The sequence below is a fragment of the Streptomyces chiangmaiensis genome, from assembly GCF_036281785.1.
GTDB classification, from domain to species: Bacteria; Actinomycetota; Actinomycetes; order Streptomycetales; family Streptomycetaceae; genus Streptomyces; species Streptomyces chiangmaiensis.
In genome coordinates, this window is record NZ_JAYWVC010000178.1 from 1 (window position 1) to 16,145 (window position 16,145).

Genomic DNA, 16,145 nt, shown 5'->3' on the forward strand with positions numbered 1-16,145 from the left:
GGCGATGACCTCAGCACAGCTCCTTCTATCCGACTGGTCGAGCTCTCCTCGGACTCCCGCCAGTCATGGGACGAACCGATTGATAAGGAGAAGCGCGAGAAGTTCCTCAGATTCCGCGCGAACTATCGCAGGGCACTAATGGACGATCTTCGTGATCACCCTGCGAGCATCGCGGGTCTGCAGCAGGAAGGATGGGGCAGCGGATCGTTGCCGACTTGCCAACACTGCCAGGGCTATGTTGCTTCCGTAGCCGAGTACTGGGGTGGAAGGCCTCGAAAGTACTGTTCCAACCGTTGCCGTCAGGCAGCCTACCGAGCCCGATGTAAGCGAGAAAAGGGCGTCTGAGTATTTATCCCATCCAGTCGCCGAAGCATGGGCAGAGGGGCTTCTGCAGGACCTGCGGCAGAGCGGCCGACGCCAGTCCGCGAGCACGTCAGCGAGGGGTGGGCAACGCTGCTGAGGAAGGAGAAGCGACCAAGGAGTCGCGGCCCGCGGCCAACTCTGGCACGTACTTGTACAGCGTCGTACGTGAGACTCCGAGCAGCTTCGCGATCGAGGTGACCGTGTTGTCCGGCTGCGTGAGCAGGGCTCGGGCGTGCTGGATCTGTTCCGAGGTCATCGCCGGCGGCCGCCCGATGCGCTCCCCGCGAGCGCGGGCCGCCTCCAGGCCCTCGTAGGTGCCCTGCACGATGAGTTCACGGATGAACTCTGCCATTATCTCAAGCCTTCCAGCGCCTATCCTCGATGTTCAGCAAGGTCGCCTGAAGCCCTGTGATCTGCGGTTGTGACGTGGTTATCTCCCGCTTCATCCATGACGTTGATGAAGGGGAGGCACCATGCTCGTACAGCGTGTCGCGTTGCCGACAGTGCGGGTGGACTCGTGGACGGTGCTGGGGGACGACGACGTTCCCGTGGAGCCGATCGAGCGCTACCTGGCCTATCTGACGGACGTCGACAGATCGCCGAACACCGTCAGGGCGTACGCCTACGACCTCAAGGACTACTGGACGTTCCTGGCCCACCGAGGACTGGACTGGCGTGAGGTCCGCCTGGAGGATCTGGGTGAGTACGTCGTCTGGCTGCAGCTGCCACCGTCGGGCCGCAAGGGGCAGATCGCGGTGCTTCCCTCGGTGGAGCCGCACGTCAGCGCGTCCACGGTCAACCGCAAATTGTCAGCGCTGTCCGCGTTCTACGCCCACCAGTTGCGACACGGTGTCGATGTCGGCGACCTGTTGACGACCCTGCAGCCGCCCGGTCGCCGGGGCGGCTGGAAGCCGTTCCTGCACCACATCAGCCCCGGCCGGCCCCAGCCTCGGCGGACGATCTCGCTGAAGGTCCCGAAGAAGCTGCCGCGCGTGCTTACGGCGGCGGAGATGCAGGTCATCCTGGACGCCTGCGATCACCTGCGTGACCGCTTCCTGTTCGCTCTGCTCCATGAGACCGGGATGCGGATCGGCGAGGCCCTCGGCCTGCGTCATGCCGACATCGCCGCAGCCGAGCGGACAGTCACGGTCGTTCCCCGGGACAATGCCAACCGTGCCAGGTCGAAGTCGCGCGAGCAGAGATCCATCCCGGTCAGCGCTGAGCTGCTGCGGCTGTGGAGCGACTATCTGCACGCCGAGTACGGAGACCTCGACAGCGACTACGTGTTCGTGAACCTCTTCGCCGAGCCGCGCGGACAGGCCCTGTCCTATCCGGCCGTCTACGACCTGGTGCTCCGGCTGCGGCGCCGCACCGGCATCGCCTTCGATCCGCACTGGTGTCGGCACACCGCGGCCACCCGGGCACTGCGTGACGGGGTCCCGATCGAGGTCGTCTCCAAGCTGCTCGGACATTCCTCGGTCACCACGACTTCGGCGGTTTACGGGCATCTGACCGTCGAGGACGCCCGCAGCGTCCTGGAGAAGGCCGGCTGGTTCAGTGGAACGGAGGTGCAGTGGTGACGGCAGTCCCAAGTCCGCACGAGGACCTGCCGCTTCGGCCCGTGGGTCTGCTGGAGAAGCTGATGGCTGCGATCCGCCCCGAGTTCCCGCAAGACGACCTGGCCTTCGACCCCCGGCACCCGGTCTTCGGCGGCCCGGCCTGCTCTGTCGAGGGGTGTGACCGCCCGGCTCGCAGCAGCCGCATGTGCTGGGGGCACTCGGTGCGCTGGACCCGTGAGGGCAGGCCCGACCTGGAGACGTTCCTCGTGACCACGCCCGCAGGCTGGGTCGGGCACCAGCCGCTGGCCGCCTGCGCGGTCGGCGGTTGCCGCTACGGCCTCGACAGCCACGGGCTGTGCCAGCGGCATTGGCGTCAGTGGAAGCGGTCCGCGAGTACGGAGATGGAGGCATGGCAGCCCTCCGCGGCACCCTTGCGGCCCCCGTCGCCGCAGCCTGCGGTCTGCCGGATCAGCTACTGCGACCTGTGGGTAAGGGGAACCTCGGTGTTCTGCACGGGACACGACGGCCGCTGGACAGCGCTGGGACACCCCGACATCGAGGACTTCACCGCCTCCTACGAGGAGAGCGGCCCCGGCGGGTCGGAGCACATCGACCTGCGCCGACTGCCTGTGCAGCTACGGCTGGAGATGCAGTACGCGCTGCAGTGCCGCCATGACGAAGCCACCAAGAAGATCAGGCCCGCATGGGCCCAGCGTCTGGTCAACGCCCTCGCCGACGCCCAGGTCCGGTCTCTTCTCGACGAGCCGGAAGAGTTCTGGAAGATCTTCCGCGGCCCGACCGGCAACTGGGCCACGGGCTGGGGCACTTTCCTTCTCGGCGCCCGCCGGCGCATCGAGGAACTGGTCTACGGCCGTGGCTGGGAAGCAGAATACCCCCGCACCGTCTGGCGGCTGCGCAATCTCGGCATCGTCCACCCGCACACGTCGACCATCACCTTCGAGAAGATCGCCCAGCCCTGGCTGCGGGATCTGGCCAAGCGCTGGGCACGCTGGCGGCTGTCCGGCGGCATCAGCGCCGGCACCGTACGCGCCGGAGTCCGCATGGTGGCCCGCTTTGCCGCCTTCCTCCCGGCCGAGGTGACCGGACTCGCCCAGGTCGACCGCGCCCTGCTCGAACGCTACCTGGCAGATCTCGCCGCGATGGGCGGCCGCAGCACACACAACGCGCACATCAGCAACCTGAACACCTTCCTGCGCACGATCCGCGTGCACCGCTGGGACGAGACACTGCCGGGCAACGCGGCCTTCGTCCCCGAGGACTACCCCACCCCACCGCCCTTGCTGCCCCGGGCCGTGGCCGAGCACGTCATGGCCCAGCTGGAAGACCCCGCCAACCTCGCCCGCTGGCAGGACCCCGCACGACGGCTGATCACGCTCGTCCTCATGCGCTGCGGCCTGCGCATCACCGACGCCATCAACCTGCCACTCGACCCCGTCGTCCATGACGCCGAAGGTGCCCCCTACCTGCGCTACTTCAACCACAAGATGAAGCGCGAGGCACTGGTGCCCATCGACGAAGAACTCGAACAGCAGCTCCGTGACCACCAGCGCCGCATCCTGGAAGAGCGGCCAGAGGGGGTATCGGTCCTCTTCCCCCGCGCCGACGCGAACCTCCGCGGTGACAGACCGATCAGCACCTCCGGCTACCGGATCTCACTTGCCGAGTGGCTCCAACGCTGCGAGACCCGCGACGAGTTGGGCCGACCAGCGCACATCACCCCGCATCAGTTCCGGCACACCCTGGGCACCAGGCTGATCAACAAGGACGTCCCGCAGGAGGTCGTCCGTCAGATCCTTGATCACACCTCGGCCCAAATGACCGCCCATTACGCGCGGCTGTCGGACACGACCGTCCGCCGGCACTGGGAGAAGGCACGCAAGGTCAACGCCCAAGGCGAGACCGTTGCCCTGGACCCGGCCGGCCCTCTCGCGGAGGCGGCGTGGGCCAAACAGAGGCTCTCCCGGGCCACGCAGGCCCTGCCCAACGGCTACTGCGGATTGCCGGTGGTGCAGTCCTGCCCGCACGCCAACTCGTGTCTGACCTGCCCGATGTTCATCACCACCGCCGAGTTTCTGCCCCAGCACCGTGAACAGCGCCAGCAGACCCTGCAGATCATCTCCGCTGCCGAAGCCCGCGGGCAGAAGCGGCTCGTGGAAATGAACCGACAGGTCGCCGACAACCTGGAGAAGATCATCACGTCACTCGAAGACGACGGCCAGTCAGACACCGGTGAGGCGGCCACCGATGCCTCCTGAGCCCAACACCGCACCGCTCGTCGCCGCCGCCCGCAAGCGCCGCGAACTAACACGCGCCAAGGCCATCCAGGCCCTGCGAGAACTCGACCGCACCGGAGCCCCGGTGTCCTTCGAGGGCGTCGCCCGGCGCGCGGGCATCTCACGTTCCTGGCTCTACTGCCAGCCCGACATCCGAGCCGAGATCGAACGGCTCCGCGACGCGACTCGGCGTTCCCCCTCGCCGCCGATTCCGGCAGCTGAGCGCTCCTCCGATGCCTCACTGCACGCACGCCTGGAGGCGGCCCTGGAACGGAACCGGCAACTCACAGAAGAGAACCAGCGCCTGCGTCGGCAGCTCGCTCACGCGCTCGGCGACCAGCGGGCATCCCATCCGCACGCACAGGTGTGATGCGTGCGCTTCAGTTGGCTCTTTAGCGCTTGATATTTTGGCCCCACTGAGCGTCGGAGCTGGCCCGGTAGCCGGATGACGTGACGAAACGCGGGGCCCTAACGTGGCGGATCATGAACATCCTGATCGTAGGCGGCAGTGGCTTCCTGGGCCGCGAGTTGGCTCAGCAGGCATTGGCAACCGGACACACTGTGACGGCGACCTTCGCGACCCGCGCCGGCGACATCCCCGGGATCCACTGGCTGCCCATGGACCTACGTCGCAGCGAGGAGATCACACTGGCGCTCAGGGAGACCCAGCCGGACGTTGTCATCAATGCGGCGTATCGCAAGGCCGACTGGGCAACCACAGCCGACGGCGCGATCTGCCTGGCGATGGCCGCCACTCAGCACGGATCCCGGCTGGTGCATGTGTCCAGTGACGCCGTCTTCTCCGGCGCCGACGTCCGCTACGACGAATCCGCCACGCCGGATCCGATCACCCCATACGGGGCTGCGAAGGCTGCGGCCGAAACGGCGATCCGCCTGTTCGCCCCGGCCGCCGTCATCGCTCGCACCTCGCTGATCATCGGCGGCGGTGGGGGCTCCGTGCACGAGGCATTCATCCACGATCTGGCCACCGGGCGACGAAATGGCGTGCTGTTCACCGATGACATCCGGTGCCCCGTTCATGTCGCCGACCTCGCTCTGGCCATTCTTGAGCTGACCGTCTCCGATCACGCAGGCGTGTGCCACCTTGCAGGATCAGATGCAGTCAGCCGTCATGAGCTCGGTGTCCTGATCGCCGACCGCGATGAATTGGACGCATCCATGCTGACCGCCGGCCGCCGAGCCGGCACCGGTTCCCCAGGGGCACTGGACGTCCGCTTGGACAGCACTCGGACGCAACGCACATTGCGCACCACGCTGCGTGGCGCCCGCGACTTCCTACGTCGCGAGCGCTGACTCGTACCTTTTTCCATGAAACCACCAGGCCAGACGCATGTCCGTCATCCTGCGGGCCAACTGGAGCACATAGTCGCAACAGGCCCCGAGCCCAGTGCACCGCGTCGCTCTTCAGTAACGATCGGCCGGTGCTGACCGGGCCTCGAAGGTGTTACGCGGCCAGGTCGAAGACAGTGTCCTTGACCTGGCCGCCCAGGTCACAGTCCTGCTTGATCGGCGTGCTTGAGATAACCGCGAGGGCCGCGAACACGTGGAACACCAACCTTCCGTCGGGGGTGGTGGTGTCGAGCGCCTTGTGAAGCGACTGGAAGCCGATGTCCCGTTTGCGCAGGCCCGAGACGATGGCGATCAGGTTCTGGATCGAGCGGCCGAGCCGGTCGAGGGAGGGCACCACGAGGGTGTCTCCGGGCCGCAGGTAGTCGAGGCACTTCCACAGCTCCTCGCGTTCCGCGTTCTTGCCCGATTTCTTGTCGGCGAAGACCCGCGCACAGCCGGCCTCGGTCAGGGCCGCGATCTGCCGATCCAACAACTGTCCCTTCGTGGACACGCGCGTATCCGAGGTCGAGTCCGCCAGCGGGATGGCTGTCGGTTCCCATGACGCCGCACCGTATTGGAAGTCGGCTCCGTGCGAGCCTTTCGGAACGTACGTTGTGGAACGACTTGCGGGACGATCCGCCCGGCGATCGCCGCAGGACGTCCGCGCCGCGTCGGGGCGTCGGGCGCCCTGTTCCGCTTCCAAGGATGTGGAACAGCGTCGGGCGAGGCCGCGGCGGGGCGCTCGGCAGCCAACCGTGACAGGCCTCGTGCACGGTTCAGCTTTCAGCAGTCGAACACCGACCAGCAGATGTCGTTGCGCAGCCGCTGGTCGTCAAGTACGAGCTCGCGGATCGCCTCCGGGAGCTGATTGCGCTGCCACTGGCACTCCAGTCGTCCCGCGGTCTCGCTGTCGCCTTCCGGTGCCTCTGCGCGTGCGGCCTTGATCGCGTAGGCGGCCGCGCCGAGCTCGTGCGCGGCGACGTGGGCGACGGCCCCGGCCTGGCCGGCGGCGTACGCGGCGTGCCGTGCTGCCCCACGCAGGTCTCTGGCCGCCCCCATCGCATGGCCGCCCGCTGCACGAGCCTGCATCATCTTGACCTCGCCACGCACCCAGGCCCGGGCATGCTCGATCGCCTGGCGTGGCCGCGGGTCCCCAGGCTGTGCCGACTCGAAGAGGCCGAGGACGTGCTTCGCGCACGAGGCGGCCCATAGGGCGAGGAGACGGTGATCCGCGTCAGTGAGGGTCCCACCACGGCGGATCGTCACAAAGCGAGGGTCCCGGACCTTGGGAAGGATCATGACATGCGCTCCCTACTGCGTGCATCGGTGCCACTCGCTGCGGTAGGCCCTGGCGGCCGGTCGGCCGCCTGGCGCAGGGAAGGATGATAACGAGATCAGATGAGGTCATGTCGGCCCAGTTCGTGGGCGCTGGGCAGGAAGGCGGCGGGGACGCCGGCCCCGTACAGGTAGGAGCGTTCCTGCTCGAAGGCGACAAGGGTGCGGCAGCCGCCGGCGAGCAGACCGAGAAGTTGCCGCGCGGTGGCCGGGTCGTTGCGGGCCAGCGTGAGCGCCTCCTCCAACGCGGTCATGGCGTCCTGCCACGTGGTGCGGTACGGGGAGGACTCGAAGCCGTCGTAGACGTAGGTGTGGAGTGGGGCCCGGAGTGCGGAGCTGAGGTGCCCGCGGGCGGTGATCAGGCCGTCGGCGGCGAGTTGGAGTGCGGTGGCGGCGGCGTCCCACATCGCCTCCCGGGTCTCGTCTCTCATCTGTTCGTAGGGGCGCCAGACGTTCAGTCCCGCGCGTTCCGGGTGGCCGGTTTCCTGCCAGATCATCCCCAACGTGTCCTTGCCGTGGGCACTTTGGGTGCTCGCGGCGAGGCTGACCTCGTCCAGGAGGGAGCGCAGGCAGTTCGTCGACCACCAGCATGCGATCCCTGCCGCCCGCATCAGCCGCAAAGCCAGCTGCTCCAGGTCGGCGAGCCGGTAGCGGGCACGCAGCGGGGAGCCGAGGGCGGCCAGCAGCGCCGTGTAGAAGCGGACCACCTCCACGCCCAGACGCTCCAGCCATGGCCGCTTTTCGATGGCCGCCTGGGCCAGACACAGCCCGACCGAGGTCGCCGAGGGCGCCTCCAGCGTCACCACCAGGTGACGGGGTCCAGACGCGCAACCCGGCGCGCCACCGCGCCCCGCGAGGGAACCCGCAGGCCGTGCACCCGGCATTGCCGCGCGACGAAGCCTGCCCCGGCGACCGGGCAGGCGTCACGCCGGCCTTGATGAGCCGAGCGCGGCGTTGCTGAAACTCACCGATTTTTCTGCGGCGGAGTGCCCCTCAGCGTTCCCAGAACTGACCATCCCCCGTTGCTGTTTCCCAACGGCACAATCAGTCAGCCTTGAGGGCGGGGCCACTGACCGTGTTTCCAACCGGGGGGACACCGTCGGGTCGAGGTGTGGTTGCCGTGCGAGCCTGGGTTGAGCCATACAGCCAGGCCGTCCATCTGCACGACCTGTATGCCGAGGCGTTGCGGGCCGCGGGGGCAGGCACCTTGACGGCTCGCACACCGAGTGAGTCGGCGCACAATGCGGCAGCGTCACGGCGCCGATCGGCCCCGTGCAGGCGCACCCGTGGGTGTTGCGCGCGGACGGGTCGCGCGCGATGGGTCGGCCTCGCCTCGCGCGCGGGCCGGTCAGTCATCCGGAGTGGGGAGTCCCGCGATGAAGCTGGCCAGGTCGCGGCGCCGTGAATGGGTGGGCCACGCAGCCCAGGTACGGCGCATCAGGGGATGTTTGTGCAAGGGCTTCCAGACGACGTTGTCCGGCAGTGCCTGGGACCAGTTGGGCGGAGCCAGTGCGAAGGCCTTCTTCGTGGTAACCGCGGCCAGTTTGACCTCTGCGATCAACGCCTGGTCTTGCGGCGGCTCCGGCCCGGGGTCGAGGCCGAAGCTGCGCAGCACCGAGGTGACCTCGTCATACCATGCGGGGCTTCCGGAGCGGGGAAAGCCCACCCACTCCAGTCCGCGGAGGGTCTCCAGGCGCACACCGTCCTCGTCCGCCAGCTCCGCCGCCACACTCGCCGCCAGTAGCACGCCCAGCTTCTCCGAGACGACCAGCATGGCATCGAGGTCCGGGTCCGCAGGGCGCTCCCTGAGCAGGCCGATGTCCAGCTCGCCCGCGTGCAGCGCGTCTAGTTGGGCTGCTGATGGCAGGTGGCGGGCCTGCACTCGGGTCTCGGGACATGCGGCTGCTACCTGTTCCATCGCCGGTCTGAGCAGATCCGACGGAAGTTCGAGGGGAATGCCGACCCGCAGGAGCCCGCAGCCCGGACTCGTGAAACCGGCCATCGTCCGCAACGCTTGATCGTGCCGAGCGATCAGGGCGCGGGCCTCGGTCAGGAGGGCTTCACCCTCCTCCGTCGGGCGTACCCCGGTGTTGGTGCGGATCAGGAGCTTCAGTCCCATTTGCCGCTCCAGGCTGCTCACGGTCTGGGACAGCGCTGACTGGCTCACGTGCAGTCGGCGTGCCGCGGCAGACATGCCGCGCTCTTCGACGACGGCAATGAAGGCTCGAAGCTCCCGCAGTTCCATCTCTCCATATCAGCACACGGCGTGCCGGCGGGTCATTCGCCAGGCAGAAGCTGTACTGATCGCCGCTTTCAGGGAAACTCATGGTCGGCGCTGTGGACCGAAGGATTCCGTGGCGATTGTCGGAACAGTGGGGTCCGTGTATGACGGGCGAGATCCTCGGATTCCGGCGATGGCGGCCATCGATTTCTGTAATGGCCGGCCGGAATGACGGTGGGCATTGCATTGCTGTCGACCTTGCCACCGCACGGGTGGCAGTCGGCCGGGTACCGAGGACGGTATTCCGCCGCCATTAATCGGAAATTGCCGTAAGGAGAAACGATGGGTCTGCTGGATGGAAAGGTCGCCTTGATCACCGGCGGAACTTCCGGAATCGGCCGTGTCGCCGCAGTTTTGTTCGCGCAGGAGGGTGCGAAGGTGGCCTTCACCGGCCGGCGTGAGGGCGCTGGAAAGGAGGTCGTCGACGAGATCACGAAGAACGGTAGCGAAGCGCTGTTCATCAAGGCCGACGCCACTGACGTCGGTGGTGCCGCTGACGTGGTGGAGCAGGTCGTAAGCCGTTTCGGCCGACTCGACGTGGCCTTCAACAACGCCGGTACCGCTGCCGTCGGGCCGATCACGGACGTGAATGAGGCTGCATGGCATCACTTGGTGGACGGGAATTTGAAGGGATCCTTCTTCTACCTTCAGGCCGAGGTCGCTCAGATGAAGCGGCAGGGCCATGGTGGGGCCATCGTCTTCAACGGGTCGGTGTTCGCGGAGCTGGGCACGCCCGGCATCTCCGTTTACAGCGCCACCAAGGGCGGTGTCGCGGCCTTGGCCCGCGCGGCGGCGGTCGAACTCGGCCCTGACTCGATTCGTGTCAACACGGTCAACCCGACGATCATCCGCACTCCGTTGACGGAGGGCGGGATCACCAAGAACGACGACGGCTCGGAGTATCACCCGCATGGTGAGAAGATCCCGCTCGGCCGTATCGGGGAGGCGGAGGAGGTCGCGCAGATGGTGCTGTTCCTGCTGTCGGATCGGGCCTCGTTCGTCACCGGTCAGTCCGTGATGGTCGACGGCGGCCAGAGTGTGAACTGACCGGAGTGCGACGGCATCCGTGATCGCCGGCCCTGAGGGTGGCAGAGCCGCCGCTCTTGGGGCTTGGGCCCATTTCGCGGATACCCGTCTCGGTGTCCTGCCGGCCGCGGGTCCACATCGTCGCCATCGCGCCCCTGGGCGGCAGCCCTGCCCGAGTGGAAAGGGCAGAAGCCGATCACGCCCGCGACGTGCCGGCGGCGAGCCCCAGGCGTTCCCCGCTTCTGAGGCACTCGGCACATTTACAGCAGAGATTCCTGAACAAGACACGGTTGCCATGCATCTCCCAGCGGACGCCTCGTGCTGCGTCATGATCGACGACACCTGCCTTCGGCCTGAGGCTCACACGTCCGCAGAGGTGGGCGCTGCTCCGATCGACCCTTTTTCCGGTCCGGCAGACAAGCAGTTGGATAGCGCCCGTGGCCTGCGAGCAGCGTGGGATCAATACCGCGCGCAAGTGTCCTGGCTGTGCACCGTGTTGGATGAGACTGCGCTGTCTGCTGGCCCGACCGGGAAGGCGTGGAACCGGGAGAGCCGGGCGGCCTTGGTCGAGCAGCATGACGTGCTGATTCGCCGCCTAGGTGACTGGCCGGCCCTTGAAGTATGGAATGCCGACCTCGCCGTGGCTGTCCGGGCTGCCGAGGCCCAACTGGCATCCCTTCTGTCTGCCTGGCTGACCCTGGACCCGACCCTGGCCGCAGCGGATGAACGGATGCGGATGGCGCTGATCGCCGAGGATGTCCGGCTGGCTGAGTCAAGCGTTGACCGCGCTGGCGCCCGCGCAGACTGCCAGCGAACCGGCAGACGGCTGAGGGGACTGCAAACATTGGCGAGTTGATTGGCTCCTGGTCGCCGTCACGGTCTTCCGGCGCGATCGAGGGACTGTGCTCGCCCCCGGTGAGGATCGCCGGCTGTCCGATTCGGTCCCGTCGAGGTGAGGCACTTCGAGGCGATGCCTGGTCGCACTGCGCGACCGGTGACCCCCTTGGTGTGCAGGCACGGCAGGTGCCCGTCGGCACCTGCGTTACAGCTGCACGCACAAGGCACGCTCCGTGCCGGTCTACGGACACGGTGTCTCGGTCGGGGACTGCTCCGCTGCCTGTGCACCCACCAGACCCAGCAGGCCGGGAAAACGATTGTCCAGCTCGCGACGCCGGAGCGTCACCTTGCGACTATTGCCGTAATCGATCTGCCTGATCAGGCCGGCCTCGCGCAGTACGCGGAAATGGTGGGTCAGGGTCGACTTCGACACCCTCAGACCGAACGAGGCGCAGGTGCGTTCCGCCGAATCCGCCTCCGCACACAACTGCTCGACCACGTGGCGGCGGTGTGGATCTGCCAGCGCGGCAAATATGGAACCGATGTCCATCTCATGAATCGCGGGATGGCCTTCGACGTCGGGCACGACTACTTCCTTCCGTATGCGGATTTCAGCGTAATCGAAGAGGGGACTGTCAGGAATGCCCAAACTCTCGAATCCCCGACGCGGACGCGACCTGATGAGCGGTGGCGTACGGGTTTGCTTATGGCGGCCAGCAGTATCAAGGGCCGCTGGAAGGAATTCCCAGCTCAGGGGGAATGCTCGCAGTTTCTCGCCGAAGCGTCGGCGATTTGCCTGGGCGAGGGAGACGACCGACATTGGGTACGGCAGTTCTCGTACCTAGCAAGCGCGAGGGCATTCGTACTCGCCGAAAGGTATTCCCATGCAGTTCGACAATCAGACCGCTCTTGTTACCGGCAGCACCTCCGGCATCGGCCGCGAGACCGCGATACTGCTGGCTGAGCGGGGAGCATTCGTCATCGTCTCCGGCCGCAACGCCGCCAAGGGCGCGGAGACGGTCGCCGCGATCGAGGCCGCCGGCGGAAAGGCGACGTTCGTCGCCGCCGATCTCAGCGATCTGGGTTCGGTGCGCCGTCTTGCCGAGGAGGCCGGGGATGTGGACGTCCTGGTGAACAACGCCGGCGCCTATCCGTTCGCCCCCACTCTGGAGCAGGGCCTGGACACGTTCGACGCCTTGCTGGAGACCAACGTGCGCGGCACGTTCTTCCTCACCCAGGCGCTGGTGGCCAAGATGGCCGCCAAGGGCGGCGGAAGCGTCGTCAGTGTCACCACGATCGCCGGCTTGAGCGGTGTCGAAGGCACGGCCGTCTACGGCGCCTCCAAGGCTGCCGTGGATTCCTTCACACGCACCTGGGCCGTCGAGTTCGGCGGCCGCGGGGTCCGGTTCAACGCTGTGGCGCCCGGCCACACGAGGACCGACAACGTGGTCGGCATGATCGGCGAGGACGATTTCGAGGCACTGGGGGCCAGGGTGCCCCTGGCCCGTCTCGCTTCAGCACGCGAGATCGCCGAAGCCATCGTCTTTCTCGCCTCGCCCAGCGCCAGTTATGTCACGGGCGTCACGCTGCCGGTCGACGGCGGTTTCATGGCCCTGGGCGTGTGACCCTCGCGGCCTCAGCCGCACCCCGCAGCGGACCGCCTGAGCGGGCGGTCCGCTGCGCCACCCCGGCGACCACCGTCGTCAACCGCCCCCTGCCTCCAGCTTGTGGCTCGGCCCCAGCCGGGCCGCCGGCCATGCGCGTGCACCGTGCCCCTTGCTGCAGGCCCCGGAGACGAATCGCACCATCAGCCATGCGCCGGTTCCGCACCGGCGGCGTGAAAGGAATGACGCAGATGCACATCGGCGTCCCACGAGAAGTCGTCCCAGGAGAGACCCGGGTCGCCCTCACCCCCAACGAAGTCCGCTCCTTGACCGCGGAAGGTCACCAGATTGTCGTCGAGCACGGCGCTGGCGACCGGGCGGGCCACCCCGACAACGAGTACCTCGACGCGGGCGCCCTGTCCGGTGACCGCGCCAACGCGTTCAACGCCGATATCGTGCTGCAAGTGCACCTCGTCGGTGCCGGCAACCGCGCATCCAACTCCGACCTCGACCAGGACCTGAAGCTGACGCGGCGCTCGACGGTACTGGCCGGGCTCGCCAACCCGCTCAGCCACCCCGAACCCGTCCGCCGCCTGGCCGAGCACAGCGTCACCACGTTCTCCCTGGACCTTCTGCCGCGCATCACCCGCGCCCAGGCCATGGACGTACTGTCCTCGCAGTCCTCCATTGCCGGCTACCGCGCGGCCCTGATCGCGGCCGAGCGGGTCGACAAAATGCTGCCGATGATGACCACCGCCGCCGGCAGCATCGCCCCAGCACGTGTCCTCGTTCTCGGCGCCGGCGTGGCCGGGCTGCAGTCCATCGCCACGACGCGAAGGCTGGGAGCCGTCGTCCACGCCTACGACATCCGCGCCGCGGCGCGCGAGCAGGTCGAAAGCGTCGGAGGCACCTTCGTCGACCTTCCACTCGACACCTCATCCGCCGAAGGGAGCGGCGGCTACGCCCAGGCGCAGCAGGAGGAGTTCTACGCTCGGCAGCGCGAGGTGCTTGGCAACGAAGTCGCCGCCGCCGACATCGTCATTGCCACCGCGCAGGTCCCCGGGAAACCAGCACCGATCCTCATCACCGAGGACATGGTGCGCGCGATGCGCCCGGGATCCGTCATCGTCGACGCCGCGGCCGCGCAGGGCGGCAACTGCGCCCTGTCCGTAGCCGACGAGACCATCGAACGCTTCAGCGTATCGATCATCGCACCCACCAATCTGCCGGCCGGCGCCGCGGCCCACGCCAGCCGACTGTACGCGCGCAACATCGCCAACTTCACCCGCCACCTGCTCGGCGACGATGGCCCCCAGCTCACCGCGGACGACCCAATCATCCGCGACACCCTCCTGACCAGGGAAGGGCAGGTCGTCCACGCCGGGCTGCGCGCCCTGCTTGGCTTGGAAACCCCCGACGCCTCCGCGGCTGGAGCTCTGCACGCCGTCACGGCAGAAAGAAACTGATCATGCCAACAGCCATCGAAACCGGCCTGTACGTCCTGGTCCTGGGATCCGTGGTCGGCCTGGAAGTCATCCGGCGCGTCCCCGCTCTCCTGCACACCCCTTTGATGGCCCTCACCAACGCCATCGCCGGCATCTCCCTGGTCGGCAGCCTGCTGCTGGCCGGTTCCCACCGCGGCTCCCTCATCACCACGCTCGGCACCGTCGCTGTCGCCGCATCCAGCATCAACGTCGTCGGCGGCTTCCTGATCACCAACCGCATGCTGCGCATGTTCCGGCCCAGTAAGCCGGCCCACGCCGCACGAAAGGCCAAGGCCGATGCGTGACATCGTCATCCCCCTGCTGTACCTCGCCTCCGGCACCCTCTTCATCCTCGGCCTGCGCGGCATCACTCACCCCCGCAGCGCCCGCCGGGGACTGCTGCTCACCGTGGTCGGCATGGCAGCGGCCGTGGTCGGCACACTGATCCAACAGGAGATCGTCGACTTCCGGTGGATCCTGCTGGCCGCCGTCGTCGGCTCCGTCATCGGCGGCGCCATGGCCAAGTACATGCCGATGACCGCCATGCCCGAACGCATCGCCCTCTCCCATGCCTTCGGCGCGCTGGCGGCCGGACTCGTCGGCACCGCCGAGTACTACGAGCACGCCGCGTCGCTGAGCACCTTCATCGCGGCCGCGCTGATGTGTGAAGTCCTGCTCGGATGCGTGACCTTCACCGGCAGCCTGATGGCGTTCGGGAAGCTGAAGGGAATCCTCCCGGGCCGCCCGACGGTCTTTCCCGGCCAACAGCTCGTGAATTTGGTCCTGTTCACCGTAGCGGTCCTGGCCGCCCTGTGGCTGGTGATCAGCCCGTCGACCGACGCACGCTTCCCCGTCCTGATCGCTGCCTCCGCACTGTTCGGAATCCTGCTCGTGGTGCCCATCGGCGGCGCCGACATGCCCACCGTCATCTCGCTGCTGAACTCCTACGCCGGACTCTCCGGCGCGGCCATGGGACTTGTCCTTGACAACAAGGCCCTGATCATCGCGGGCGCACTCGACGGCGCCTCCGGCTTCCTGCTGTCCATCATGATGAGCCGCGCCATGAACCGCTCCTTCCGTAACGTGCTGTTCGGCGCGTTCGGACAGGTCGACACCACGACACCCGCCGCGACAGGCGACGCGCAGGACCGTCCCGTGCGCAGTGCCAGCCCCGACGAGGCCGCCATGCTCCTGCAAGCGGCCAGGGACGTCATCATCGTTCCCGGCTACGGGCTTGCCGTCGCCCAGGCACAGCACCGCATCAAGGAAGTCGCCGAAATTTTGGAGCGCGGCGGTACACGAGTCCGGTACGCCATTCACCCCGTCGCCGGGCGCATGCCCGGGCACATGAACGTCCTGCTCGCCGAGGCCGACGTTCCCTACGACCGCATCGTGGACATGGAGGACATCAACGGTGACTTCGCGCAGGCCGACGTCGCCCTGGTCGTCGGCGCCAACGATGTCACCAACCCAGCAGCCCGCACCCGTGAGGACAGCCCCATCTACGGCATGCCCGTCCTCGACGTGGCCTCGGCCCGCACCGTCATGGTCATCAAGCGAGGGATGAGTGCTGGCTTCGCAGGCGTCGACAACGAGCTGTACTACCTCGACAAGACGCTCATGCTCTTCGGAGACGCCAAGGACGTCGCCTCCAACCTCGTCCGGGAAGTGGAGAGCGTGAGCACCCAAAGGGCCTGACCGTAACAAGGCAGGCAGTGCCGCCCCAGGATTCGGTTCAACGCCAGCCCGTCGGGCGGCGCCGGCCGGTACGCGCAGACGCAGAGCGCCAGCAGACGACGAGATCGCAACCGCACATCGATGCGGCAGCCCAAGGCACCGCCCGTAGGCCTGCTTATACCGGATTCCGCAAACTCATATGGCCGGATGGTGTCGAACACCGAGGCTGCTGGTTTACATGAGGTATAGCAACAGGCGAGCTGACCTGCGGCCACCAGGCCCAGGTCGAACAGGTAGGAAAAGCCATGCTTGACCCGTGTACGAGCAGCTTCTGC

The 16,145-nt window shown here is 67.3% G+C and carries 16 protein-coding genes; 10 read left to right on the forward strand and 6 right to left on the reverse strand.

The annotated features are described in order from the left end of the window. Nucleotides 1-433 precede the first annotated feature (433 nt). Complete coding sequence (locus VXC91_RS33655) at nt 434-715, reverse strand: helix-turn-helix domain-containing protein (RefSeq protein WP_329511147.1); 282 nt, start codon at nt 713-715, stop codon at nt 434-436. 121 nt (nt 716-836) lie between these two features. On the opposite strand from VXC91_RS33655, the gene VXC91_RS33660 reads away from it, so the two are divergent. From VXC91_RS33660 to VXC91_RS33675, 4 genes are all read left to right on the forward strand, one after another. After that, nucleotides 837-1,943 (forward strand): site-specific integrase, encoded by a 1,107-nt coding sequence (locus tag VXC91_RS33660; RefSeq protein ID WP_329511148.1) that lies wholly within the window; start codon nt 837-839, stop codon nt 1,941-1,943. After that, nucleotides 1,940-4,198, forward strand: coding sequence for a tyrosine-type recombinase/integrase (locus VXC91_RS33665; RefSeq protein ID WP_329511149.1), 2,259 nt, complete (start codon nt 1,940-1,942; stop codon nt 4,196-4,198). The genes VXC91_RS33660 and VXC91_RS33665 overlap by 4 nt, the downstream gene beginning before the upstream one ends. Next, nucleotides 4,188-4,586, forward strand: coding sequence for a DUF6262 family protein (locus tag VXC91_RS33670; RefSeq protein WP_329511150.1), 399 nt, complete (start codon nt 4,188-4,190; stop codon nt 4,584-4,586). The genes VXC91_RS33665 and VXC91_RS33670 overlap by 11 nt, the downstream gene beginning before the upstream one ends. 113 nt (nt 4,587-4,699) lie before the next feature. Next, complete coding sequence (locus VXC91_RS33675) at nt 4,700-5,530, forward strand: SDR family oxidoreductase (protein ID WP_329511151.1); 831 nt, start codon at nt 4,700-4,702, stop codon at nt 5,528-5,530. A 151-nt stretch (nt 5,531-5,681) separates the two neighbouring features. Here VXC91_RS33675 and VXC91_RS33680 read toward each other — a convergent pair whose 3' ends face one another. From VXC91_RS33680 to VXC91_RS33695, 4 genes are all read right to left on the reverse strand, one after another. After that, nucleotides 5,682-6,077: a recombinase family protein gene (locus tag VXC91_RS33680; protein ID WP_329511152.1), complete on the reverse strand. Its 396-nt coding sequence runs from the start codon at nt 6,075-6,077 to the stop codon at nt 5,682-5,684. Nucleotides 6,078-6,349: 272 nt separating this feature from the next. After that, nucleotides 6,350-6,865 (reverse strand): putative immunity protein, encoded by a 516-nt coding sequence (locus VXC91_RS33685; RefSeq protein WP_329511153.1) that lies wholly within the window; start codon nt 6,863-6,865, stop codon nt 6,350-6,352. A gap of 95 nt (nt 6,866-6,960) precedes the next feature. Next, nucleotides 6,961-7,707 carry a P-loop NTPase family protein gene (locus VXC91_RS33690; RefSeq protein WP_329511154.1) on the reverse strand — a complete coding sequence of 249 codons (747 nt, stop codon included), beginning with the start codon at nt 7,705-7,707 and terminating at the stop codon, nt 6,961-6,963. Nucleotides 7,708-8,249: 542 nt separating this feature from the next. Next, nucleotides 8,250-9,146, reverse strand: a complete 897-nt coding sequence (locus VXC91_RS33695) for a LysR family transcriptional regulator (RefSeq protein ID WP_329511155.1) — start codon at nt 9,144-9,146, stop codon at nt 8,250-8,252. Between the two features lie 318 nt (nt 9,147-9,464). On the opposite strand from VXC91_RS33695, the gene VXC91_RS33700 reads away from it, so the two are divergent. Next, on the forward strand, nt 9,465-10,229 hold the full coding sequence (locus VXC91_RS33700; protein WP_329511156.1) for an SDR family NAD(P)-dependent oxidoreductase: 765 nt from the start codon (nt 9,465-9,467) through the stop codon (nt 10,227-10,229). Nucleotides 10,230-10,536: 307 nt separating this feature from the next. Next, nucleotides 10,537-11,064 (forward strand): hypothetical protein, encoded by a 528-nt coding sequence (locus tag VXC91_RS33705; protein WP_329511157.1) that lies wholly within the window; start codon nt 10,537-10,539, stop codon nt 11,062-11,064. 222 nt (nt 11,065-11,286) lie between these two features. Here VXC91_RS33705 and VXC91_RS33710 read toward each other — a convergent pair whose 3' ends face one another. Further along, a complete protein-coding gene (locus VXC91_RS33710) occupies nt 11,287-11,631 on the reverse strand; it encodes an ArsR/SmtB family transcription factor (RefSeq protein ID WP_329511158.1) in 345 nt (114 codons plus the stop codon). 298 nt (nt 11,632-11,929) lie between these two features. On the opposite strand from VXC91_RS33710, the gene VXC91_RS33715 reads away from it, so the two are divergent. The 4 genes from VXC91_RS33715 (at nt 11,930) to VXC91_RS33730 (ending at nt 15,831) form a co-directional block, all read left to right on the forward strand. After that, complete coding sequence (locus VXC91_RS33715; protein ID WP_329511159.1) at nt 11,930-12,670, forward strand: SDR family NAD(P)-dependent oxidoreductase; 741 nt, start codon at nt 11,930-11,932, stop codon at nt 12,668-12,670. A 230-nt stretch (nt 12,671-12,900) separates the two neighbouring features. Further along, entirely contained in the window at nt 12,901-14,115 is a 1,215-nt protein-coding gene (locus VXC91_RS33720; protein WP_329511160.1) for an NAD(P) transhydrogenase subunit alpha, read from the forward strand. Nucleotides 14,116-14,117: 2 nt separating this feature from the next. Continuing rightward, on the forward strand, nt 14,118-14,438 hold the full coding sequence (locus VXC91_RS33725; protein WP_329511161.1) for an NAD(P) transhydrogenase subunit alpha: 321 nt from the start codon (nt 14,118-14,120) through the stop codon (nt 14,436-14,438). Beyond that, nucleotides 14,431-15,831, forward strand: coding sequence for an NAD(P)(+) transhydrogenase (Re/Si-specific) subunit beta (locus VXC91_RS33730; protein ID WP_329511162.1), 1,401 nt, complete (start codon nt 14,431-14,433; stop codon nt 15,829-15,831). Before VXC91_RS33725 ends, VXC91_RS33730 begins: the two co-directional genes overlap by 8 nt. Nucleotides 15,832-16,145: the final 314 nt, after the last annotated feature.